The sequence below is a fragment of the Micromonospora sp. LOL_025 genome, assembly GCF_048060285.1.
Lineage (GTDB): Bacteria > Actinomycetota > Actinomycetes > Mycobacteriales > Micromonosporaceae > Micromonospora.
This window is the reverse complement of sequence record NZ_JBHMIR010000037.1, coordinates 1-18,311: the sequence shown is the minus strand read 5'-3', so window position 1 is coordinate 18,311 and position 18,311 is coordinate 1. Positions and strand designations below refer to the sequence as shown.

Sequence of the window (18,311 nt, the reverse complement as noted above, 5' to 3'; positions counted from 1 at the left end):
GGGTCAGCGGACCATGGAGCCGACCACGGGCTTGGTGAGCAGGGCGGACTGGTTGCGCTGGATGCCCGGGTCAAGGGTCTTGGCGACGAAGATGGCGTGCCAGATGCAGAAGATCAGCACCGTCCACACCTTGCGGGAGTGGTCGGCCTCCTCCCGCTTGTGCTCCTCCAGCAGCCGCATCGCGTACGACAGGTCGAGCAGGTCGCCGGCGCCGGAGGTGGACAGCACGTGCCGGGCCCACTCGTACATCTCGCCGCGCAGCCAGACCCGGGTGGGGGTCGGGAAGCCGAGCTTCTTGCGGTTGACGATGGCCGGCGGCACCACGCCCTGCAACGCCTGGCGCATCGCGTACTTGGTGGCGTCGGAGCGGGGCGGGAGCTTGAGGTCCACCGGGATCCTCGACGCCACGTCGAAGACCGCCCGGTCCAGGAAGGGCACCCGCACCTCGAGCGAGTGCGCCATCGAGATCCGGTCCGCCTTGACCAGGATGTCGCCGCGCAGCCAGGTGTAGAGGTCGACGTACTGCATCTTGGTGACGTCGTCGAGCTCCGTGCACTCGGCGTAGATGGGCGCGGTGACGTCGGTGTAGCGGACCGAGGGGTCGTAGCGGCGCAGCAGGTGCTGCTTCTCCTCCTCGGTGAACATCCGGGCGTTGCCGTAGTAGCGCTGCTCGATCGCGGTGGTGCCGCGCTCCAGGAAGCTCTTGCCCTTAACCCCCTGCGGGATGGCCTTGGAGACCGCCCGCAGCCCCTTTTGCACCCCGTCCGGCAGCCCGTTGACCGAGCTCAACGACAGCGGCTCGCGGTAGATGGTGTAGCCGCCGAAGAACTCGTCGGCGCCCTCGCCGGAGAGCACCACGGTGACGTGCTCGGCGGCCTTCTTCGCCACGAAGTAGAGGGGCACCAGGGCCGGGTCGGCCACCGGGTCGTCCAGGTGCCAGACGATCTTCGGCAGCGCCTCGATCATGTCGTACGGCCCGATCTTGGTCGGGATGGTCGTCACGTCGAGGTGCCGGGCCGAGTCCTGGGCGACGTCGATCTCCGAGTAGCCCGGCACGTCGTAGCCGACGGTGAAGGTGAGGATGTTCGGGTTGAACTCCCGGGCGAGGGCGACCACGGCGGTCGAGTCGATGCCGCTGGAGAGGAACGAGCCGACCGGCACGTCGGAGCGCATGTGCATCCGGACGCTCTCGCGCAGCGTCTCCCGGATCTCGTGGTAGAGCCGCTGCTCGTCGTCGACCGGGGTGGGCCGGAACACCGGCCGGTACCACCGGCGCACGTCGATGCGCCCGCCCGGGGTCCAGGTCAGGTACTCGCCGGAGCCGATCCGGCTGATGCCCTTGTGCAGGGTGCCGGGCTCGGGCACGTACTGAAGGGTCAGGTAGTGGCTGAGGTTGGCCGTGTCGATGCCGGCGTCGCCCTGGTAGTTGGAGTGGGCGAAGGGCAGCAGCGCCTTCTTCTCCGAGGCCAGGTAGAGGCCGTCGGCGGTCTCCAGGTAGTGCAGCGGCTTGATGCCGAAGTAGTCCCGGCCGCCGAACGCGCGGCGCTCCTGCCGGTCCCAGATGACGAAGGCGAACATGCCGCGCAGCCGAGTGAGCACCTGCTCGCCCCAGAAGTGGTAGCCGGCGACGATCACCTCGCCGTCACCGGCGGTGGCGAACTGCGCGCCGAAGGTCCGGATCAGCTCCTCGCGCAGCTCGATGTAGTTGTAGATCTCACCGTTGAAGGTGAGCAGGTAGCGCCCGTTCGCGTAGGACAGGGGCTCTTGGCTGGAGGCCACGTCGATGATCGCCAACCGCTTGTGCGCGAACACCCCGTCCGCGTACCGGCCGGAGGCGTCGCCGACCACTTCGACACCGGTCTCGTCCGGTCCGCGGTGGTGCAGGCATTCCAACGCCCCGGCGATGTTGTCGCGGTGGGCGGCGGCGTCGCCGCGCGCGCTGAAGAAGGCCAGGAGTCCGCACATGGTCGTCATCTTTCCACGCGGCCCGAGCGGCCGTCGCGGCACCGCTGGGCTCTCCCCCGCCGCGACGCCGCGTGGCCGGGCGGGGACCGCGTCCGGAGCCGCCGGGGCGGCGGGCGGCGCGTACGGGTGGCATCCGTCGCGTACGACACCCGCCACCGTCGGGGCCCGGCCGGGCCCCGGCGGCGCGCGGTACCGTCTGACCTGCGACGACGCGGAGGGAGCAGGCATGACCGAGGGACGTACCGACAGCCGGCCGGCGGACGGCACCGAGTCGCACGACCCGGACTTCCCCGAGGCGTTCCTGGCGTTCATGCGGCGGGGCTGGCGGGACACCACCCTGCCGGTCGGCCCGCGACCCGAGGTGCCGAACCACGCCAAGCGGCGGGCCGCGCTCTCGGCGGCCTTCCCGGGCGAGACCCTGGTGATCCCCACCGGTGGCGAGAAGGTACGCGCCAACGACACCGACCACCCGTTCCGGCCGGGCAGCGACTTCGCCTACCTGACCGGCGACCACGACCCGGACGGCGTGCTCGTGCTGCGGCCGAACGGGTCGGGTCACGACGCCACCCTGTACATGCGGCCCCGCTCGTCGCGGCGGACCGACGAGTTCTTCCGCAGCCGGCACGGAGAGCTGTGGGTCGGCCGGCGGCACACCCTGGCCGAGAAGTCCACCGAGCTGGGCCTGCCCACGGCGGACCTGACCGAGCTGGACGCGACGCTGGCCGACCTGGCGCCGGGGCGTACCCGGGTGCTGCGCGGTTTCGACACGCGGGTGGACGCGGCCGTGCGCCCGTACGACGGCCACCGCGCCGAGGGCCAGCCGGCCCGCGACCGGGAGCTGGCGATCGCCATCTCGGAGCTGAAGCTGGTCAAGGACGAGTGGGAGATCGCCCAGCTCCAGGACGCGGTCGACGCGACCGTCCGGGGTTTCGAGGACGTGGCCCGGGCGCTGCCGGCGGACCGGAGCGTGTCGGAGCGGCTGCTGGAGGGGATCTTCGCGCTGCGCGCCCGGCACGACGGCAACGACGTCGGCTACGGCTCGATCGTCGGCGCGGGCGAGCACGCCACGATCCTGCACTGGGTGCACAACCACGGCACCACGCGGCCGGGCGAGCTGCTGCTGATGGACATGGGCGTGGAGAACCGCAACCTCTACACCGCCGACGTCACGCGGGTGCTGCCGGTCGACGGCCGGTTCACCCCGCTTCAGCGCCAGGTCTACGACGCCGTGCACGCCGCGCAGCAGGCCGGCATCGACGCCATCCGGCCCGGCGTGGCGTTCCGGGAGGTCCACCTGGCCTCGATGCGGGTGCTCGCCGAGGCGCTGTCCGACCTGGGTCTGCTGCCGGGGAGCGTCGACGAGGCCATGGACGGCAGGTCGACGGTGTACCGGCGCTGGACGTTGCACGGCACCAGCCACATGCTCGGCATCGACGTGCACGACTGCGCGAACGCCCGCAAGGAGAAGTACCGGGACGGCACGCTGGGCGAGGGCTACGTGCTCACCGTCGAGCCCGGGCTCTACTTCCAGCCGGAGGACGAGCTGGTTCCCGAGGAGCTGCGCGGGATCGGCGTCCGGATCGAGGACGACGTCCTGGTCACCGCTACCGGCGCGGTGAACCTCTCCGCCGGGCTGCCGCGCGCCGCCGACGAGGTGGAGACCTGGCTGGCGGAGCAGCGCGAGGCCGGTCCGCGCCTGCCGGGCTGACCCGCGGGTTCCGCACCGCACGACGGGTCCCGCCGTCGGCGCGCGACGTGTCGGACGTCGACCGCGCCGGCGGCGGGGCCCGTCGCCGTGCTCGCGGTCACCCGCTTCCTGCCCGGGGCCGCCGGGTTGCCCCGTTCAATGCCCGATGCGAGCGGAATGCGGGGTTTTCTCGGATAAGTCCCCGTCGCGAGGATCCTTCTCATACGGTGGGCGTCAGAGGCTGCAACCGATTTGTAGCTGGTCACGCCGCCTCGCGCGGTGCGGCCCCGTCTGGTAGCAGGAAAGGGCGGAAGGCTCTGATGTCCAATGACGTAACGACGCCCGACGGCGACGCCCCCGGGGGCACGCCGACGAAAGTGCGGCGGAAACTCTGGGTCGCCGCCGGCGTCGCCGGGTTGACCGGCATCGTCGGCCTGGCGGCCATGGGCGGGCTGGCCGCCCGCGACGACAAGGCCGACGCGGACCGCCTGTCGGACGCCCGCTCGTCCAGGCCGAAGCAGAACGTCAGCGACGCCGGCAAGGTCGACGAGCAGGCGGAGCACGGCGGCGACACCGACAGGGGCGCCGAGGACGAAGAGGCCCCGGCCGGCGGCGCCTGGGGCGGCCGGGAGACCGGCGGGTGGAGCGGGGGCGAGGAACGCGACCACCAGGGCCCGACCAGCAAGGTGCCGTGCGACTCCGACAAACTGATCCAGGCCATCGTCCACGCCAACGACTCCCGCGGTGGCCTGCTGGAACTGGCCGAGGGGTGCACCTACCGGCTGACCCGCGCCGACGGGGGCAACGGGCTGCCGGTGATCACCCAGCCGATCACGCTCAAGGGCGAGCGGACCGCCATCGTCCGCGACGCCACCGCCGCACACTTCCGGATCCTCAACGTCGGCAGCGGCGGGCACCTGACCCTGAAGGGTCTGACCGTCAAGGGCGGCCAGACCCTCGACACGCCGGCCACCGTGGCGCCGGGGGCGGTCTGGTCGCGGTACTCGACCTCCGCCACCGCCACGGCCGCGGCGGCCGGGTCCACGGCCCCGGCGAAACCGGCGCCGCCGGCCACCGGGAGCGTGAAGATGGCGACCGGGGCCGACGCGCGGGCCGACGCGGGCGGCCTACGGACCCTGGCACAGCCGGGCGTCAACGACGGCGCCGGCATCCTGGTGCAGCCGGGCGGCAGCGCCGACATCCTGCACAGCGAGATCACCCACAACCAGGCCGGTGCCAGCGGGGGCGGCCTGGCCAACTACGGCCACACCCGAATGAGCAGGAGCACCGTCGCGGACAACACCGCCCTCCGCTACGGCGGCGGCATCCTCAACGCCGGCGTACTCCAGATCGACGAGTCGAAGGTGAAGGACGACAACGCCGGGATCGGCGGTGGCGGCATCGCCAACGGCGCCCCGGGGGTCCTCTCCGACGACGTCGACGGCGGCTCGGTCTGGGTCTACAAGAGCGAGGTCACCGGCAACGACACGGTCGGCTTCGGCGGCGGCATCCTCGACGTCGAGGGCACCACCACCGTCCACGAGTCCAAGGTCACCGGCAACCGGGCGCTGCTCGCCGGGGGCGGCATCGCGGTGGCGGACGAGAGCCAGCTCACCCTGACGCACGCCACGGTCGCCAGGAACGTCACCGCGGGGGTGGGCGGCGGGCTCGCGGTGGCGGACGACAGCACCGCCACCATCGAGCGCAGCGCGGTACGGGAGAACACCGCCGGATTCTTCGGCGGCGGCATCTTCACCGAGGACAGCGATGTCACGCTGCGCCACAGCGAGGTCGTCGGCAACCGGGCAGTCGGCCCGTTCGGCCGGGGCGGCGGCATCCACAACACCGACGGGGGCACCGTGACCCTGGACGACACCAGGATGGCGCACAACTTCGCCACCCGCCCGCCCGGGGGCATCTTCAACGCGCCCGGCAGCACGGTCACGCTGGACGACGAGTCCGCGGTGACGGGCAACCGGCCCACCAACTGCGTCAACGTTCCCGGCTGTTTCGCCTGACCGGCAAGCGGCTGATCCACATAGCGGACGGCTCCTCCCCACCACTGGCGGGGAGGAGCCTCCCGTTTCGCCCGCCTTGCGGCGTCCCGGCCCGTCGCGGCCCGTCGCAGCCCGTCACACTCCGTAACGGACACGCAGTCCCGGCAGGGGCGCAAGGTACCTAATGCGGGGTTATTTCGGATATGGCCGCGAGGCGAGGAAGATTCTCATAATGTCTGGTTCGGGAGCTACAACCGATTTGTAGCAGGGGACGCTCGCCTGTGGCGCCGCGACCCTGTCTGGTACGAGGAGAGGGCAGAGAGCTCCGATGTCCAACTACCTAACGAACAACGACTCCGAGCGGCCGGCGGCGCCCAAGCGTCGCCGCAAGCTCTGGCTCGCCAGCGGTGTGGCCGGGTTGACCGGCGTGGTCAGCCTCGCTGCCGTGGGCGTGGCCACCGGCGCCGGCGCGGTCGGCGTGGACGGCCTGAAGTGGTCCACCGCGCAGCAGGTCGGCAAGGACGGCGACCGGGGCGCGGACCGTGAGGAGAAGGGCCGCGAGGGCGACCAGGGCCGAGAGGGCAAGGACCGGGACCGGAACGACAAGGACCGGAACCACAAGGATCGCGGGAAGGAGGTGCCCTGCGACTCCGACAAGCTGATCCAGGCGATCGTGTACGCCAACGCCAACCACGGCGGCGTGTTCGAGCTGGCCAAGGACTGCACGTACACCTTGACCCGGCACGACGAATACGGCAACGGCCTGCCGGTGATCACGCAGTCGGTGACGCTCAAGGGCCACGACACCAAGATCGTGCGGGACGCCACCGCCGAGCAGTTCCGGATCTTCAACGTCGGCAGCGGCGGGCACCTCACCCTCAAGGGTCTGACCATCAAGAACGGCCAGACGGTCGAGGTGGACACGCCCCAGCCGGTGACGCCGGAATCCGTGTGGTCGCGGTACTCCAACTCGGTCGAGGCGACGGCGGCGGCGAAGGCCGGCAAGCCGTACCTGCCCCTGCTCCAGGCCGCGCCGAAGGGCGCGGCGGCGGCCAAGGCGGCGGCGAAGGCCGACGTCGGCGTGCTGCAGGAGCCGGAGCCCAACGACGGCGCGGGCATCCTGGTGCAGCCGGGAGGCTCGGCCGACATCGAGAAGAGCCACATCGTGGAGAACCAGGCCGGCGGCAGTGGCGGCGGCATCGCCAACTTCGGCAAGACCAGCCTGCGCCACACCACGGTCGCCGACAACACCGCCTTCTTCTTCGGCGGCGGCATCCTGAACGCCGGGGTGCTCAAGGTCGACGAGTCCCACGTCAAGCACAACAACTCGGGCATCGGCGGCGGCGGCATCGCCAACGGCGCACCGGGCATCTTCCGCGACGACGTCCCCGGCGGGACCGCCTGGATCGAGAAGAGCGAGATCAGCGGCAACGACACGATCGGCTTCGGCGGCGGCATCCTCGACATCGAGGGCCACACCACGGTCAAGTACTCCAGGATCACCGACAACAACGCGGTGATCGCGGGCGGCGGCATCGCCGCGGCCGACGACAGCCAGCTCCACCTGCACAAGGTCACGGTCGCCAAGAACACCACCGTGGGTGTCGGCGGCGGCATCGCCCTGGCCTTCGGCGCCACGGTCACGGCGGAGAAGACCGAGGTCAAGGAGAACGTCGCCGGCTTCTTCGGCGGCGGCGTGTTCAACCTCGCCAGCGAGGTCACGTTCCGCGACAGCGAGATCGTCGGGAACCGGGCCGTCGGCCCGATCGGCATCGGCGGCGGCATCTTCAACGCCTTCGGCGAGGTCAACCTGCAGGACACGAAGGTGGCGAACAACTTCTCCACCATCCGGCCGGGCGGGGTGTTCAACTTCGGCGGCGAGGTGAACGTGGACGACAAGACCGCGATCAAGGGCAACAAGCCGACGAACTGCCAGGGCAGCCCCTCCCCCGTGGAGAACTGCTTCGGCTGAACCATCCTCGGGTGACGTGCGGCCGGTGCCACCGGCACCGGCCGCATGAACCGGGCGAACAGCGAACCGGCCCCCTTCCGCACGACGCGGAAGGGGGCCGGTCCACGTCGCGCGTCAGCTCTGCACGAAGACCGCCACGCTGCGGGCCGGCACGGTGAACGTGCCGCTGGCCCGGTCGAACGAGGCCGTCCGCAGCGCCTCGTCGGCCGAGGTCCGCAGCACCGGGTGCAGCGCGACGTCGGCCCCGCGCAGGCCGGTAAGCCGCTGCGTCGCCGTCTCGCCGGTGGCGTTGAAGACCACCGTCACCGACGTCCACCGCCCGTCGAGGCCCCGACCGTCCAGCGTCATCGTGAGCACGCCGGGGGTCTCCCCCGCCCCGGAGAGCGGGAAGGCGACCCGCTTCTGCACCTGCTCCGCCGTCGTCAGCCCGAAGACCGGCGAGGAGGCCCGGATCTTCAGCAGTTCGGCGTAGCGGGCGTCGGCCAGGTCGATCGCCGCGCAGTCCGGCACCAGCGCCGGGTCGGCCAGCAGCGGCTTGGCGTACGGCCACTTGTCCCGGTTGTCCTGCTCGGGCGGCAGGCCGGCGCCGAAGCCGTTGCCCTGGGCGCAGTCGCAGTCCCAGCGGATCTGGTTGAACCAGTCACCCGAGTTGTACGAGTTGCGGTCCAGCGACTTCGAGCGCAGCCGCTCGGTGCCGGTGGTGACGAAGCCCGGCCCCTGCCCCATCACCACCGTGCCCAGCGCCAGCACCTGCATCCGGGCCCGGTCCGCCGCCGGGGTGTCCTGCGGCAGCTTGTACGCCAGCGCGTCGTACAGGATCTCGTTGTCGTGCGCGTCGACATAGGTCACCGCCTCCCCCGGCGCGGCGGTGTAGCCGGCGGGCGAGCCGTTGTAGTCGACCTGCGCTCCGGTCACCTGCCGGCCCGACGAGTCGGTGAACCGGTATCCGCGCAGGTTGCCGGTGAGCCCCACCTTGATCAGGTCGTGCTGGTGCAGCAGGCGGGCCCGCTGCTCGGCCGTGGACCCGTTCACGTCGTCGCCGTTGGGGTCGGTGAACAGGCCGGAGGCGAAGCCCTGCACCCGCGGGTTGGCGTCGAACGGCCCGCCACCGCGTACCGCGTCGCGCAGCCGGTCGTTGAACGTGCCGATCCCGGTGCCGGCCATGTTGGCCTGGGTGGCCTGCACGAACCGGGCGTCGTCGGCGACCTCGCCGAAGTTCCAGCCCTCGCCGTAGAGCAGGATCTTCTTGCCGTCCACGCCGTCGCGGGCGACGGTCAGCCCGTCGAGCGCCTCGCGGACGGCCAGGATGTTCGCCTTCGGGTGGTGGCCCATCAGGTCGAACCGGAAACCGTCCACCTTGTACGCCCTGGCCCAGGTGACCAGCGAGTCCACCACGAGCTTGCCCATCATGGCGTGCTCGGGGGCGGTGTTGGCGCAGCAGGTCGAGTTGGCGACGCTGCCGTCGTCCAGCAACCGGTGGTAGTAGCCGGGCACGATCTGGTCGAGCACCGACTTCGGGTCGGCGCCGGCCGCCGAGGTGTGGTTGTAGACGACGTCCATCACCACGCGCAGCCCGGCGCCGTTGACGCCGGCCACCATCCGCCGGAACTCGGTGGTGCGCCTCGCGCCGGCCGGGTCGACGGCGTAGCCGCCCTCCGGCACCGTGTAGTGCAGCGGGTCGTACCCCCAGTTGTAGCCGTCGGTGTCGGCCACGGCCGCGACGCACCTCTGCTGCTGCTCGGAGTCCGGCGGCAGCGCGGCCAGGTCGCAGGCCGGCTGCCGCTGGTCGGCGCGGCGCTCGGGGATCGTGGCGAAGTCGAACGCGGGCAGCAGGTGCAGGTGGGTCACCCCGGCTTCGCCGAGCGCCTTGAGGTGCTTCATGCCGGCGGTGCCCGGGTCGGTGAAGGCGAGGTAGGTGCCCCGCCGCTCCGCCGGCACGGTGCTGTCGGCGATCGAGAAGTCCCGCACGGACAGCTCGGAGATCTGCACCTTCGTCGACGGCACCGCCGCCGGCTTGCGCAGCGCGGCCCATCCGGCCGGTGCGAGCGCCGGGTCGGCCAGGTCCACGATCTGGCTGTGCGTGGAGTCCGGCGCCAGCGCCACCGAGTACGGGTCGGTCACGGCGGCGGTGGCCATCTTCTGCGTCGCCGGCTGCCATGCCTGCACCTGGTACCGGTAGTACCTGCCGGTCCAGTCGCGGGCGCCGCGCACGGACCAGACGCCGGTGCGGTCGTCCCGGCGCATCGCCACGGTCCTCGGCGGCGCGGTCGGCGAGTCGAAGAGCTGGAGCGAGACCGTGCGGGCGGTGGGTGCCCAGACGGCCAGCGTCGGCACCCCGCCGGCGAAGGTCGGCCCGAGCCTCGCGCCGGTGGCCCGGGCGTAGACGTCGTCGAGCACGCCGGGGATCTGCACGCCGGTCGCGGCGAGCAGGGCGCCCTCGGCGTCCCGCTCGGTCACCAGGAGCTGCCCGCGCAGGGCAGCCGGGACCTTCGCCAGGTCCCGCCGGTCGAGCGTGAAGGCGCCGTGCGCCCACAGGTGCGGGAAGGCCGCGCGCTGGGCCTCGGTGAGCCCGTTGCGCTGCGCGGTCAACCGCAGCGTGGTGTACGTGCCGACCAGCTCGCCGTCGGCGACGCTCACCCCGCCGGCCGGGGCGGCGACCAGGGCGTACGTCCTGCCGTCGGTGGGCCCGGCCCGCCAGGCGACGGTCGAGCGGTCGATCCAGTGCGCCTTCTGCTTCGTGACGTCGACGTCGCCTGCGGCGCCGGAGGCGGTGGACGGCAGCAGCCGCCCGGGCGTGCCGGCGAGCAGCCACACCTCCCGCCCGGCGTCGGCGAAGTCGAGCCGCTGGTCGGTCGGCAGGTCCTTCTCGTCCCCGGAGTGGATGATGTAGCTCAGCCCGGTCGCCCCGGCGGCCAGCGGCACCCGGAAGACCGCGCCGAAGGCGTCGGTCCGGGCCGGGGCGAGCGGGGCGGCCCAGTCCGTCGGATTGGCGGCGCCGTCCCACAGGTGCAGGCCCCAGCCGTCGTAGTTGCCGTCGGCACGGCGGTAGTGGATGAGGGCGGTGCCGTCCTCCACCGGCGGGTCGGGTTCGCCGGTGGCGGCCTGCCGGCTCGGGTACGTCGCCGGGTCGCCCTGCTTGACCCAGACCTCGCCGGTCTTCGTCACGTCGATCGTCCGATCCTGTTCCACGTCCTTGTTCCCGGACTTGTCGACCACCAGGAAGCCGACGGACTTCGCGCCCGGCTTGAGCTTCACCCAGGCGAACCGGCCGTAGGAGTCCTCGCCGGCGAACGGCTGTCCCTTGGGCCACTCGGTGGCGTACGCGGGGTCGATGTCGCCCCAGGCGTAGAGGCCCCAGTCGTCGTAGCCGCCGGCCGGGCGCTGGTAGTGCACCACGGCCCACTCCCGGGAGGCGGACTGCGCCGGGGTGCCCACGGTCGCGGTGGACCGGGCGGTCGCGGTGCGGCCCTTCCCGTCGCGGACGACGGCCTTGTACTCGACCTTCGTGCCGCCGGCCAGCCCGGTCAGGTCGTGGTGCACCGTGTACGGGGCCCGGTCGGCGCTGCCGAGCAGCGTCCACCTGCCGCCGGCGACGCGGGCGGCGACGGTGACGGTGGCGAGCGGGTCGCCGGTGACCTGCGCGGTGACGGCGGCCTTGGTGGCGACGGGCTCGACGGGCGCCGGGGCGGTGATCGTGATCCGGGGCGCGGCGTCGGGCGACGCGATCGGGGTGCCGGCGCGGTGCACCACGGCCGACAGCGGCGGCACGGTCAGCGTGAGTTTGCCGTCCGCGCCGGCGACCGGGGCGGCCGTTGCGCCGTAGACGCCGGTGAAGGTGACGCCGGCCGACCAGGTGTCCACGGTGACAGTCTGCGCCGTCGCGGCGTTGTTCACCGCGACGACGTACTCGGTGCGCTGCTTCGCGTCGATCCGGGAGAACGCGAAGACGCCGGGGCCGTCGGCGGCGTACCGGCCGACCTGCACGCCGTCGCGCAGCGCCGGGTGCGCCTGGCGCAACGCGCCCAGCTCGGCGATGGCCCGGTAGAGCGGGTGGGTGCGGTCGAACTGGTCGCTGGCGTGCGTACGGTCGGTGCCGAGCAGGTCGTCGTCGAGGTAGTCGGGGGTCTTCGAGGCGAACATGTCCTGCCGGGCGTCCTTGTCGCCGCCCGGGCCGGTGAAGCCCTGCTCGTCGCCGGAGTAGACCACCGGCTGGCCGCGGGTGAGGAACATCAACTCGTGGGCGAGCCGGTCGCGGCGCAGGTGGGTGGCCGGGTCGGTGCCGCCGCCGGCGATGAACGAGCCGATCCGGCCCATGTCGTGGTTGCCGAGGAAGGTGGTCAGCCGGCCCGCGTCGGTGTCCCGGGCGCGGTAGAGGTCGTCGCGGGCGTACACGTCGGCGAGCGCCCTGGCGGAGCCGTCGCCGGCGGTGTAGCCGCGCGCCGCCTCCTGGAAGGCGAAGTCGAGCGTGGCCGGCAGGCCGCCGCGCCGCACGTACGTCGAGGTGACCTCCGGGTCGGCGCTGTAGACCTCGCCGAACATGAAGAAGTCCTTCTTGCCGGCGCGGGCGGCGGCGCGCTCGACGCCCTGGCTGAACTGCGGCCAGAATTCGAGGTTGGCGTGCTTGACGGTGTCCAGTCGGAAGCCATCGACGCCGGTGGAGGCCACCCAGTCGGAGTAGACCCTGGTCAGGCCGCGCACCACCTCGGGGCGTTCGGTCCACAGGTCGTCGAGGCCGAAGAAGTCGCCGTACTCGCTGTTCTCCCCGGCGAAGGTGGAGTCGCCCCGGTTGTGGTACATCGTCGGGTCGTTGAGCCACGCCGGGACCTTGACCTTCGCGTCGGCCGGGTTCGCGAACGTCGGGGTGTACGGGAACGACGTGGTGTCCACCTTCGGGAAGCCCCGGCTGCCGTCGGCGTAGTTGCGGTCCTCGAAGGGACGCCCCTGCGCGTCGGTGTACGGGGAGGTGGCCTTGTCCACGTAGTCGTACTTGTCCTCGGCGTACTTGATCACGTCGGCGGTGTGGTTGACGATGACGTCGAGGTAGACCTTGATCCCCCGCCGGTGCGCCAGCGCGACCAGCCGCTTCAGGTCCTCTTTGGTGCCGAAGTGCGGGTCGACCTGGGTGAAGTCGGTGATCCAGTAGCCGTGGTAGCCGGCGGAGACGTCTGCTCCGGCGCCCTGCACCGGGCGGTTCTTGAAGATGGGCGCGAGCCAGATGGCCGTCGTGCCGAGCCCCTCGATGTAGTCGAGCCGGTCCATGACGCCCTTGAGATCGCCGCCGTGGTAGAAGCCCTTGTCCTTTGGATCGAGGCCGGTGGTGAGGCGGTCCCCGGTGAGGCCGCCGGTGTCGTTGCGGCGGTCGCCGTTGGCGAAGCGGTCCGGCAGGACGAAGTAGAACTGCTCGGCGCGGGCCTGGCGGCTGCCGGCGGCGAGCAGCGCCTCCGCCGAGGGTTCGGTGCGCCACTGCGCGGCGCCGGTGGTGACCAGCGGGCCGGTGCCGTCGGGGGCGTCGGCGCCGAGCTGGCGCACGGCCAGCGGGGTGCCGACGAGGGTGAGGGTGAGCAGGGAGACGAGGGCGAGCAGGGCCTTGCGCGGTATCGGCGGGGGTTTCATCGACGCCTTCCTCTGGTCGCTGACTGGCCCGCACGCTAGCTCTTGCCGAAACGTTCTGCAATACCTTGCAAACAAAGTCGTAACACGGCAGGACCCTTGCAAGAGGAACGGCCCGGCGGGTCCGCGCCGGGCCGTACGCAAGGAGGGTGGCTAGAGGCGGCAGGCGCCGCCGTCGACCGTGCAGCTCGCCGGGCGGCTCTGGGTGCCCTGGACGTAGAACCGCAGCGTGGCCGAAGCGCCCCCGGGCAGGTCGCCGCCGCTGCGGTAGGTGAAGCCGTCGTCGATCCGCTGCGCCGTCCCCTGTGGCGCGCCCTCGATCCACGCGCTGCCCAGCCGCGCTCCCGGGAAGGTCAGCCGCGCCGTCCAGCCCCGGCCGGTCGACGACGCGTTGCTGACCAGCACCTCCCCGACGAACCCGTCCGCGTACGACTCCACCACCCGGTACCGGCCCGTCAGCGCGGACGCCGACGACGACGGCGGCGCCACCAGCGACGTCTCCTCGCTCCCGCTGGGGGTCGGGGACGGCGGGGCGCTGCTGCGGGCGGGCGTGGACCGCGTCGGGGTGGGCCGGACGGTGGAGCGGCCGGACGACGTGGCCGGCGCCCGGGGCGAGCGCGTGGCCGTCGGGCTGGTCGCCGACGGCTCCGGGTCGGCCAGGCCGACGGTCGGCAGCGGCGGGCCGGGCTGCGCGTCGAACGCGGGGCCACGCCCCCGGTAGGTGCCGAGCGCGATGGCCAGCAGGACCACCATCACCGCGACGCCGACGGACACCACGATCCACGGCGAGGACGCGATGGCGGTCGTGCCGTAGGACTTGCTCGATGTTCGGCGCGTGCCGGACATGCCCCTCCTCCCGCGGTCCTCCGGGGCAGCGTAGCGGTCCGTGGCGACCTGGTGCGACCGTCCGCGCGCGGCGCGTACCGGCACCGTGTGGGCGGGACCGCCGTCGTCGGACGTGCCGCGGTCCCGCCGGCGGTCAGGCGGTCCGCAGGACCGTGCAGATGACCGGGCCGGCGTCGGTGGACCGCAGCAGGTAGCGGTAGCGCTCGCCGGGGACCGCCCGGCCCTGGCTGTCCAGGAACTCCCACTCCACGGCCACCATGGTCAGCAGCGCCGACACCGGGTGCACGTCCTCGATGGCCGCGTGCGCCGCGACCAGCTCGCGCTCCTGGTAGTCGGGGGCCGCGCCCACGAAGGACAGCGCCACCGCCGCCGGTGAGGTGAACGAGAAGCTGTACGTGTCGGCCACCACCATCCCGGGCAGGGCGTAACAGCCGGCGATGGCGGGCACGTCGCCGGTGGTCAGTGCCACGCCGTACCGGTCGAAGAAGTCGGTCAGCGTGTCCAGATCGGTGGAGGCTCTCACGGGGACAGCAATTGCCGGCCGGACGGCGGGCCAAACCTCAGCGCGGCGGGATGCGCACCTCGATCTCCGCCCCGAGCCGGGCGCCGCCCGCGAGGCCGAGGTCGTCGCCGCTCCAGAACCGGCCCGGGTCGTACCAGTTGGGACGCCGCCCGGCCGGCAGCAGTCCCATCGCCTCGTAGGTCACCGCGACCACCTCCGCGCAGTACGCCGTCTCCAGTGCACGGTCGCGCCCGGCGACACCGGCGCGGTCGGGCGCGGCCGCCCCGACGCGGTCGGGCGTCGGGCCGCCGGGGTGGTCCCCCGCCCGGCCGGGCAGGGCCGGCAACCGCACCGCCGGGACCCGGCCCCGCAGCCAGCGCCAGGCGAGCTGGGCGGTGGACGGGAACGGGGTGCCGTCCAGGCGCGCGACGGTGCGCAGCACCGCCTTCTCCATCTCCGCGTCGGCCGGCGGGTCGAGCTGGCGCAGCCAGCCCCGCTGGCCGTACCGGTTGGCCCAGACGCAGACCGCGTCGCGCAGGTCGTGCAGCTGCACGCCGCGCTGGTGGGTGCCCGTCCACATGTCGGGCAGCGACCTGCCCAGCTCGGCGTGCCACATGAGGGGCGGCATGTCGTCCAGCACGACCGCCATGCCGACGTGGTTCACCGGGCTGTTGGTGGTGAACTGGATGGCCCGGTCCGGCACGCTGCGGCCCCGGAACACCCACACGTCGCCGGTACGGGTCAGGTCCACGGCCTCGTCCAGGCTGATGCTCATGGGGGTCTACCCTAGGCCGATGCGGCAACGGATGCGGTGGTGGAAGGTGCTCGGGCTGGCGGGCCTCGCCGGCGTGGCGGCGTCGGGCGTGGTCATCGCCCGGGCCGAACGGCGGCGCCGGGCGTACACCCCGGAGCAGATCCGGGCCCGGCTGCGCGACCGGCACGCGGAGGCGACGACGCCCGCCGACGACGCGCGCTGAGCGCCGCCTGCGTCAGTCGACGTCGTGGTGGTTGCGGTCCCAGCGCCCGCCGACGGGCGGGGTGTCGAGCCGCACGGCCCCGGCGGCGTTGCCGGCGAGGTCGTTGTCCTCGATGCGGCAGGACACGCAGCTGCCGGCCGAGGTGATCCAGAGCCCGTAGGTCTGGGTCTGCCCGTCGCGGTGGTCCCAGATCCGGTTGCCGCGCACGGTGGCCGAGTCGAACGGCGCGTTGACGGTGATGCCGGCCCGGATCGGCGGGGCCGCCGGCAGCTCGTACGACGCCCCGGGCGGCGGCGTGTCCTCGTTCCAACCGGTGGGGGAATCCGCCCGCACCTCGGCGAGGGTGAGGGCGGTGTCGGTGTTGGACACCACCACCGCCGTGCGTGACCCGACCCGCACCGTCTTGCCCCGGTGCCCGTCGTGCGGCCAGTGCGCCCTCAGGTCGGTGACGGACCGGTGGTGGTAGCGCACCGACTCGCCACTGCCGGTGGCGGCCGGGGCGCACCGCCGGCCGTTGTTGCGGATCCGGTTGTTCACCACGATCGCGTCGGTCATGGGCCGGTCGATCCGGATCGCGTCCAGGCCGTTGTCCCAGAACTCGTTGCCGTCGACGACCACGTCCGCCGCCGCGCCCCGGTAGCCGTGCCCCAGGTCGTGCTCGTGGTAGCCGTGCGCCCCGTTGGCGCTGATCCGGTTCCCGCGCACCGTGTACGGGCCGGGCGTGTTGCCCATGCTGATCCCGTCGCGGACGTTGCGGTCGATGACGCAGTCGCTGACGATGCCGCCCCGGCCGGCGACGCCCGCCGTGCCGTTGCCGGAGACGTCGAAGCCCGCCTCCAGGTTGCCGGTCAGGGTGCAGGCGGAGACGATCAGGCCGTCGGCGCCCCAGTCGGAGATGCCGAAGCGGTTCGCCTGGCTGTGGCAGCCGATGATGCGGTAGCCGCGCGGTGGCGTCCAGTAGTCCTTCTGGAGTTCGAGGAAGATCCCGTTGGTGCCGTTGCCGACGGCGGTGCAGTCGGCGATCGTGAGACGCTCCACGTCGCCCCACCCGCCGATGCCGACGCCGATGCCCGCGCCGCCCATCTCCTCGCCGTTGTCCAGCCGCCCGCAACCGACCACGACGACGCCGTCGATCAGGCTGTCCTGGAGGAAGTCGCAGCCGAGGCCGGTGGCGCCGGTGTGGTGGATGTAGAGGTTGCGGAAGACGCCGCGCACCACGTACTGGAGGCCGAGCCCCTTGGCGAGGTAGCTGTACTGGACCATCGCCACGCCGGAGCCGTCGATCTCGAAGTCCGCGAAGGTGCAGTCGGCGATGTGCCGGTCGCGGCTCGCACCGTGCTGCACCGTCGTCCAGAACGCCAGCGGCGTCGGGTCCGCCCGGTTCCCCTCGTTGCTGAGCAGGAACCGCGTCGTCCCCGGTCCCGCGCCGATCAGCGACACCCCGCTGCGCCACACCGTGCCGGCGTCCCGGATCGAGTAGATCCCCGGCGGGCAGTAGATGACCCGGGCCCGCCCGTCGGCGGCGTAGCCCTCGCCGAGGCGGTCGACCAGGGCCGACAGCGCCGGTTGGTCGTTCGTCACGCCGTCGCCGCGCAGCCCGAACTCCCGCGCGTCGCACCACAGGGGCGCGCCGGCGACCGGGGTGAGCCGCTGCGCGGCGGTGGACAGGCCCTGACGCGGCATCCGACCCCTCCTCTGCGACGTACGGTCGTTCGCCTGGGACCGGCGCATTCCCGCCGCACCCGTCCGGAAACGCGCTACCCGGCCGGCGTGGGCCGGTCCGACGACGCGGTCGCCGAAGGGCCGGGGTCCGCGCCGGTGCCGGCCGTCGCGCCGCTGCGGCGCACCGCCTCCGCCAGCGCCCCGGCGGTACGCCCCACGAGTGCGCTGCCGTCGTCGAGCAGCAGCAGGGGCCGCTGGATCAACTCGGGGGCGGCCACCATCGCCTCGATCCAGCGCGGCGCGGCCGCCTCGTCGCGCGGCCAGTCGGCCATGCCGAGGGCCACCGCGGCGGGCTCCTGCGTACGGCAGACGTCCCAGGGGCGCGCGTCGAGCCGGCGCAGCACCTCGGTCAGCTCCGCCGCGCTCGGCGGCCGGTCCAGGTACGGGCGCAGCGCGTAGCCGACCCCTGCCTCGTCGAGCGCGGTACGGGCGGCGGCGCACTTCGAGCAGGACGGGTTGTTCCAGATCTCCATGCCGGCCATGGTCGCAGCCGCCCCGCCCCGCCTCCGTCCGCCCTGTCCCACCACGCTCCGCCAACGTGATCAGGACGCCATGGACCTCAAGGCGGTCGGATGAGGTCCATGGGGCCCTGATCACGATGCGCTCGCATCTCGCGCTTGTCCCCGCGGCGTTCGGCTGCGCTGTCCGTGGCGTCGTGCCGGCCTCTGGGCGCCCGGCCGGCTGTGCGCGGTCACCCGGCGGATGTGCGGTCCGGCGGGTGATGTCCGGTTCGGGGCAGCCCGTTCGGGACACCTGTCCGGTTTGTTGGGGTCTGCGGTGGCGGGCGCCACGGGCCCGGCCGGCATGGGTCGGGGGCCCGGGTCGTTGTAACCATCGTGAACGCGTAACCCCCCGGGGCCCCGGCGGTCGGGGCGACGGTCGGAATGCCGGCCGGGCCCGCGTCGTTACATCCCCCGGACGCGCCCAGCCCCCATCGAGGGCGCACCCCTGATCTCGACCTCTCCTTTCCCGTGGCGCACCCGCCCCCCTTGGTGTGTGTCGCGTGCCCCCGATCGAAAGGTGCAGACGAATC

11 protein-coding genes are annotated in these 18,311 nt (G+C 72.7%); 4 read left to right on the top strand and 7 right to left on the bottom strand.

Annotated elements, in window-relative coordinates:
• Positions 1-3 precede the first annotated feature (3 nt).
• Complete coding sequence (asnB, locus tag ACFHW0_RS28270; RefSeq protein WP_416612488.1) at positions 4-1,965, bottom strand: asparagine synthase (glutamine-hydrolyzing); 1,962 nt, start codon at positions 1,963-1,965, stop codon at positions 4-6.
• A 226-nt stretch (positions 1,966-2,191) separates the two neighbouring features.
• Between asnB and ACFHW0_RS28265 the strand changes: the two genes are divergently transcribed.
• The 3 genes from ACFHW0_RS28265 to ACFHW0_RS28255 all read left to right on the top strand — a co-directional run bounded on the left by ACFHW0_RS28265 (position 2,192) and on the right by ACFHW0_RS28255 (position 7,621).
• On the top strand, positions 2,192-3,673 hold the full coding sequence (locus tag ACFHW0_RS28265) for an aminopeptidase P family protein (RefSeq protein ID WP_416612486.1): 1,482 nt from the start codon (positions 2,192-2,194) through the stop codon (positions 3,671-3,673).
• 299 nt (positions 3,674-3,972) lie between these two features.
• Positions 3,973-5,670, top strand: a complete 1,698-nt coding sequence (locus tag ACFHW0_RS28260) for a right-handed parallel beta-helix repeat-containing protein (protein ID WP_416612484.1) — start codon at positions 3,973-3,975, stop codon at positions 5,668-5,670.
• Positions 5,671-5,977: 307 nt separating this feature from the next.
• Positions 5,978-7,621, top strand: coding sequence for a hypothetical protein (locus ACFHW0_RS28255; RefSeq protein WP_416612482.1), 1,644 nt, complete (start codon positions 5,978-5,980; stop codon positions 7,619-7,621).
• Positions 7,622-7,735: 114 nt separating this feature from the next.
• Here ACFHW0_RS28255 and pulA read toward each other — a convergent pair whose 3' ends face one another.
• From pulA to ACFHW0_RS28235, 4 genes are all read right to left on the bottom strand, one after another.
• Positions 7,736-13,234 carry a pullulanase-type alpha-1,6-glucosidase gene (gene pulA, locus ACFHW0_RS28250; RefSeq protein WP_416612480.1) on the bottom strand — a complete coding sequence of 1,833 codons (5,499 nt, stop codon included), beginning with the start codon at positions 13,232-13,234 and terminating at the stop codon, positions 7,736-7,738.
• A gap of 150 nt (positions 13,235-13,384) precedes the next feature.
• Positions 13,385-14,077, bottom strand: coding sequence for a cellulose binding domain-containing protein (locus tag ACFHW0_RS28245; RefSeq protein WP_416612478.1), 693 nt, complete (start codon positions 14,075-14,077; stop codon positions 13,385-13,387).
• A 133-nt stretch (positions 14,078-14,210) separates the two neighbouring features.
• Complete coding sequence (locus ACFHW0_RS28240; protein WP_416612476.1) at positions 14,211-14,600, bottom strand: hypothetical protein; 390 nt, start codon at positions 14,598-14,600, stop codon at positions 14,211-14,213.
• Positions 14,601-14,637: 37 nt separating this feature from the next.
• Positions 14,638-15,354 carry a hypothetical protein gene (locus ACFHW0_RS28235; protein ID WP_416612475.1) on the bottom strand — a complete coding sequence of 239 codons (717 nt, stop codon included), beginning with the start codon at positions 15,352-15,354 and terminating at the stop codon, positions 14,638-14,640.
• 19 nt (positions 15,355-15,373) lie between these two features.
• Between ACFHW0_RS28235 and ACFHW0_RS28230 the strand changes: the two genes are divergently transcribed.
• The gene (locus tag ACFHW0_RS28230) at positions 15,374-15,556 is read left to right on the top strand and encodes a hypothetical protein (protein WP_416612473.1); all 183 of its coding nucleotides are present in this window, start codon (positions 15,374-15,376) and stop codon (positions 15,554-15,556) included.
• A gap of 12 nt (positions 15,557-15,568) precedes the next feature.
• On the opposite strand, the gene ACFHW0_RS28225 is transcribed toward ACFHW0_RS28230, so the two are convergent.
• Both ACFHW0_RS28225 and ACFHW0_RS28220 read right to left on the bottom strand, forming a co-directional pair.
• A complete protein-coding gene (locus tag ACFHW0_RS28225) occupies positions 15,569-17,239 on the bottom strand; it encodes a right-handed parallel beta-helix repeat-containing protein (protein WP_416612471.1) in 1,671 nt (556 codons plus the stop codon).
• A 74-nt stretch (positions 17,240-17,313) separates the two neighbouring features.
• A complete protein-coding gene (locus ACFHW0_RS28220) occupies positions 17,314-17,751 on the bottom strand; it encodes an ArsC/Spx/MgsR family protein (protein WP_416612469.1) in 438 nt (145 codons plus the stop codon).
• Positions 17,752-18,311: the final 560 nt, after the last annotated feature.

Bases quoted from the DNA above. Each gene is read 5' to 3' on its own strand.
- ACFHW0_RS28230 (WP_416612473.1), top strand. From the start codon at position 15,374: ATGCGGCAACGGATGCGGTGGTGGAAGGTGCTCGGGCTGGCGGGCCTC.
- ACFHW0_RS28235 (WP_416612475.1), bottom strand. From the start codon at position 15,354: ATGAGCATCAGCCTGGACGAGGCCGTGGACCTGACCCGTACCGGCGAC.
- ACFHW0_RS28225 (WP_416612471.1), bottom strand. From the start codon at position 17,239: ATGCCGCGTCAGGGCCTGTCCACCGCCGCGCAGCGGCTCACCCCGGTC.
- ACFHW0_RS28255 (WP_416612482.1), top strand. From the start codon at position 5,978: ATGTCCAACTACCTAACGAACAACGACTCCGAGCGGCCGGCGGCGCCC.
- pulA (WP_416612480.1), bottom strand. From the start codon at position 13,234: ATGAAACCCCCGCCGATACCGCGCAAGGCCCTGCTCGCCCTCGTCTCC.
- ACFHW0_RS28265 (WP_416612486.1), top strand. From the start codon at position 2,192: ATGACCGAGGGACGTACCGACAGCCGGCCGGCGGACGGCACCGAGTCG.
- ACFHW0_RS28220 (WP_416612469.1), bottom strand. From the start codon at position 17,751: ATGGAGATCTGGAACAACCCGTCCTGCTCGAAGTGCGCCGCCGCCCGT.
- ACFHW0_RS28260 (WP_416612484.1), top strand. From the start codon at position 3,973: ATGTCCAATGACGTAACGACGCCCGACGGCGACGCCCCCGGGGGCACG.
- ACFHW0_RS28245 (WP_416612478.1), bottom strand. From the start codon at position 14,077: ATGTCCGGCACGCGCCGAACATCGAGCAAGTCCTACGGCACGACCGCC.
- asnB (WP_416612488.1), bottom strand. From the start codon at position 1,965: ATGTGCGGACTCCTGGCCTTCTTCAGCGCGCGCGGCGACGCCGCCGCC.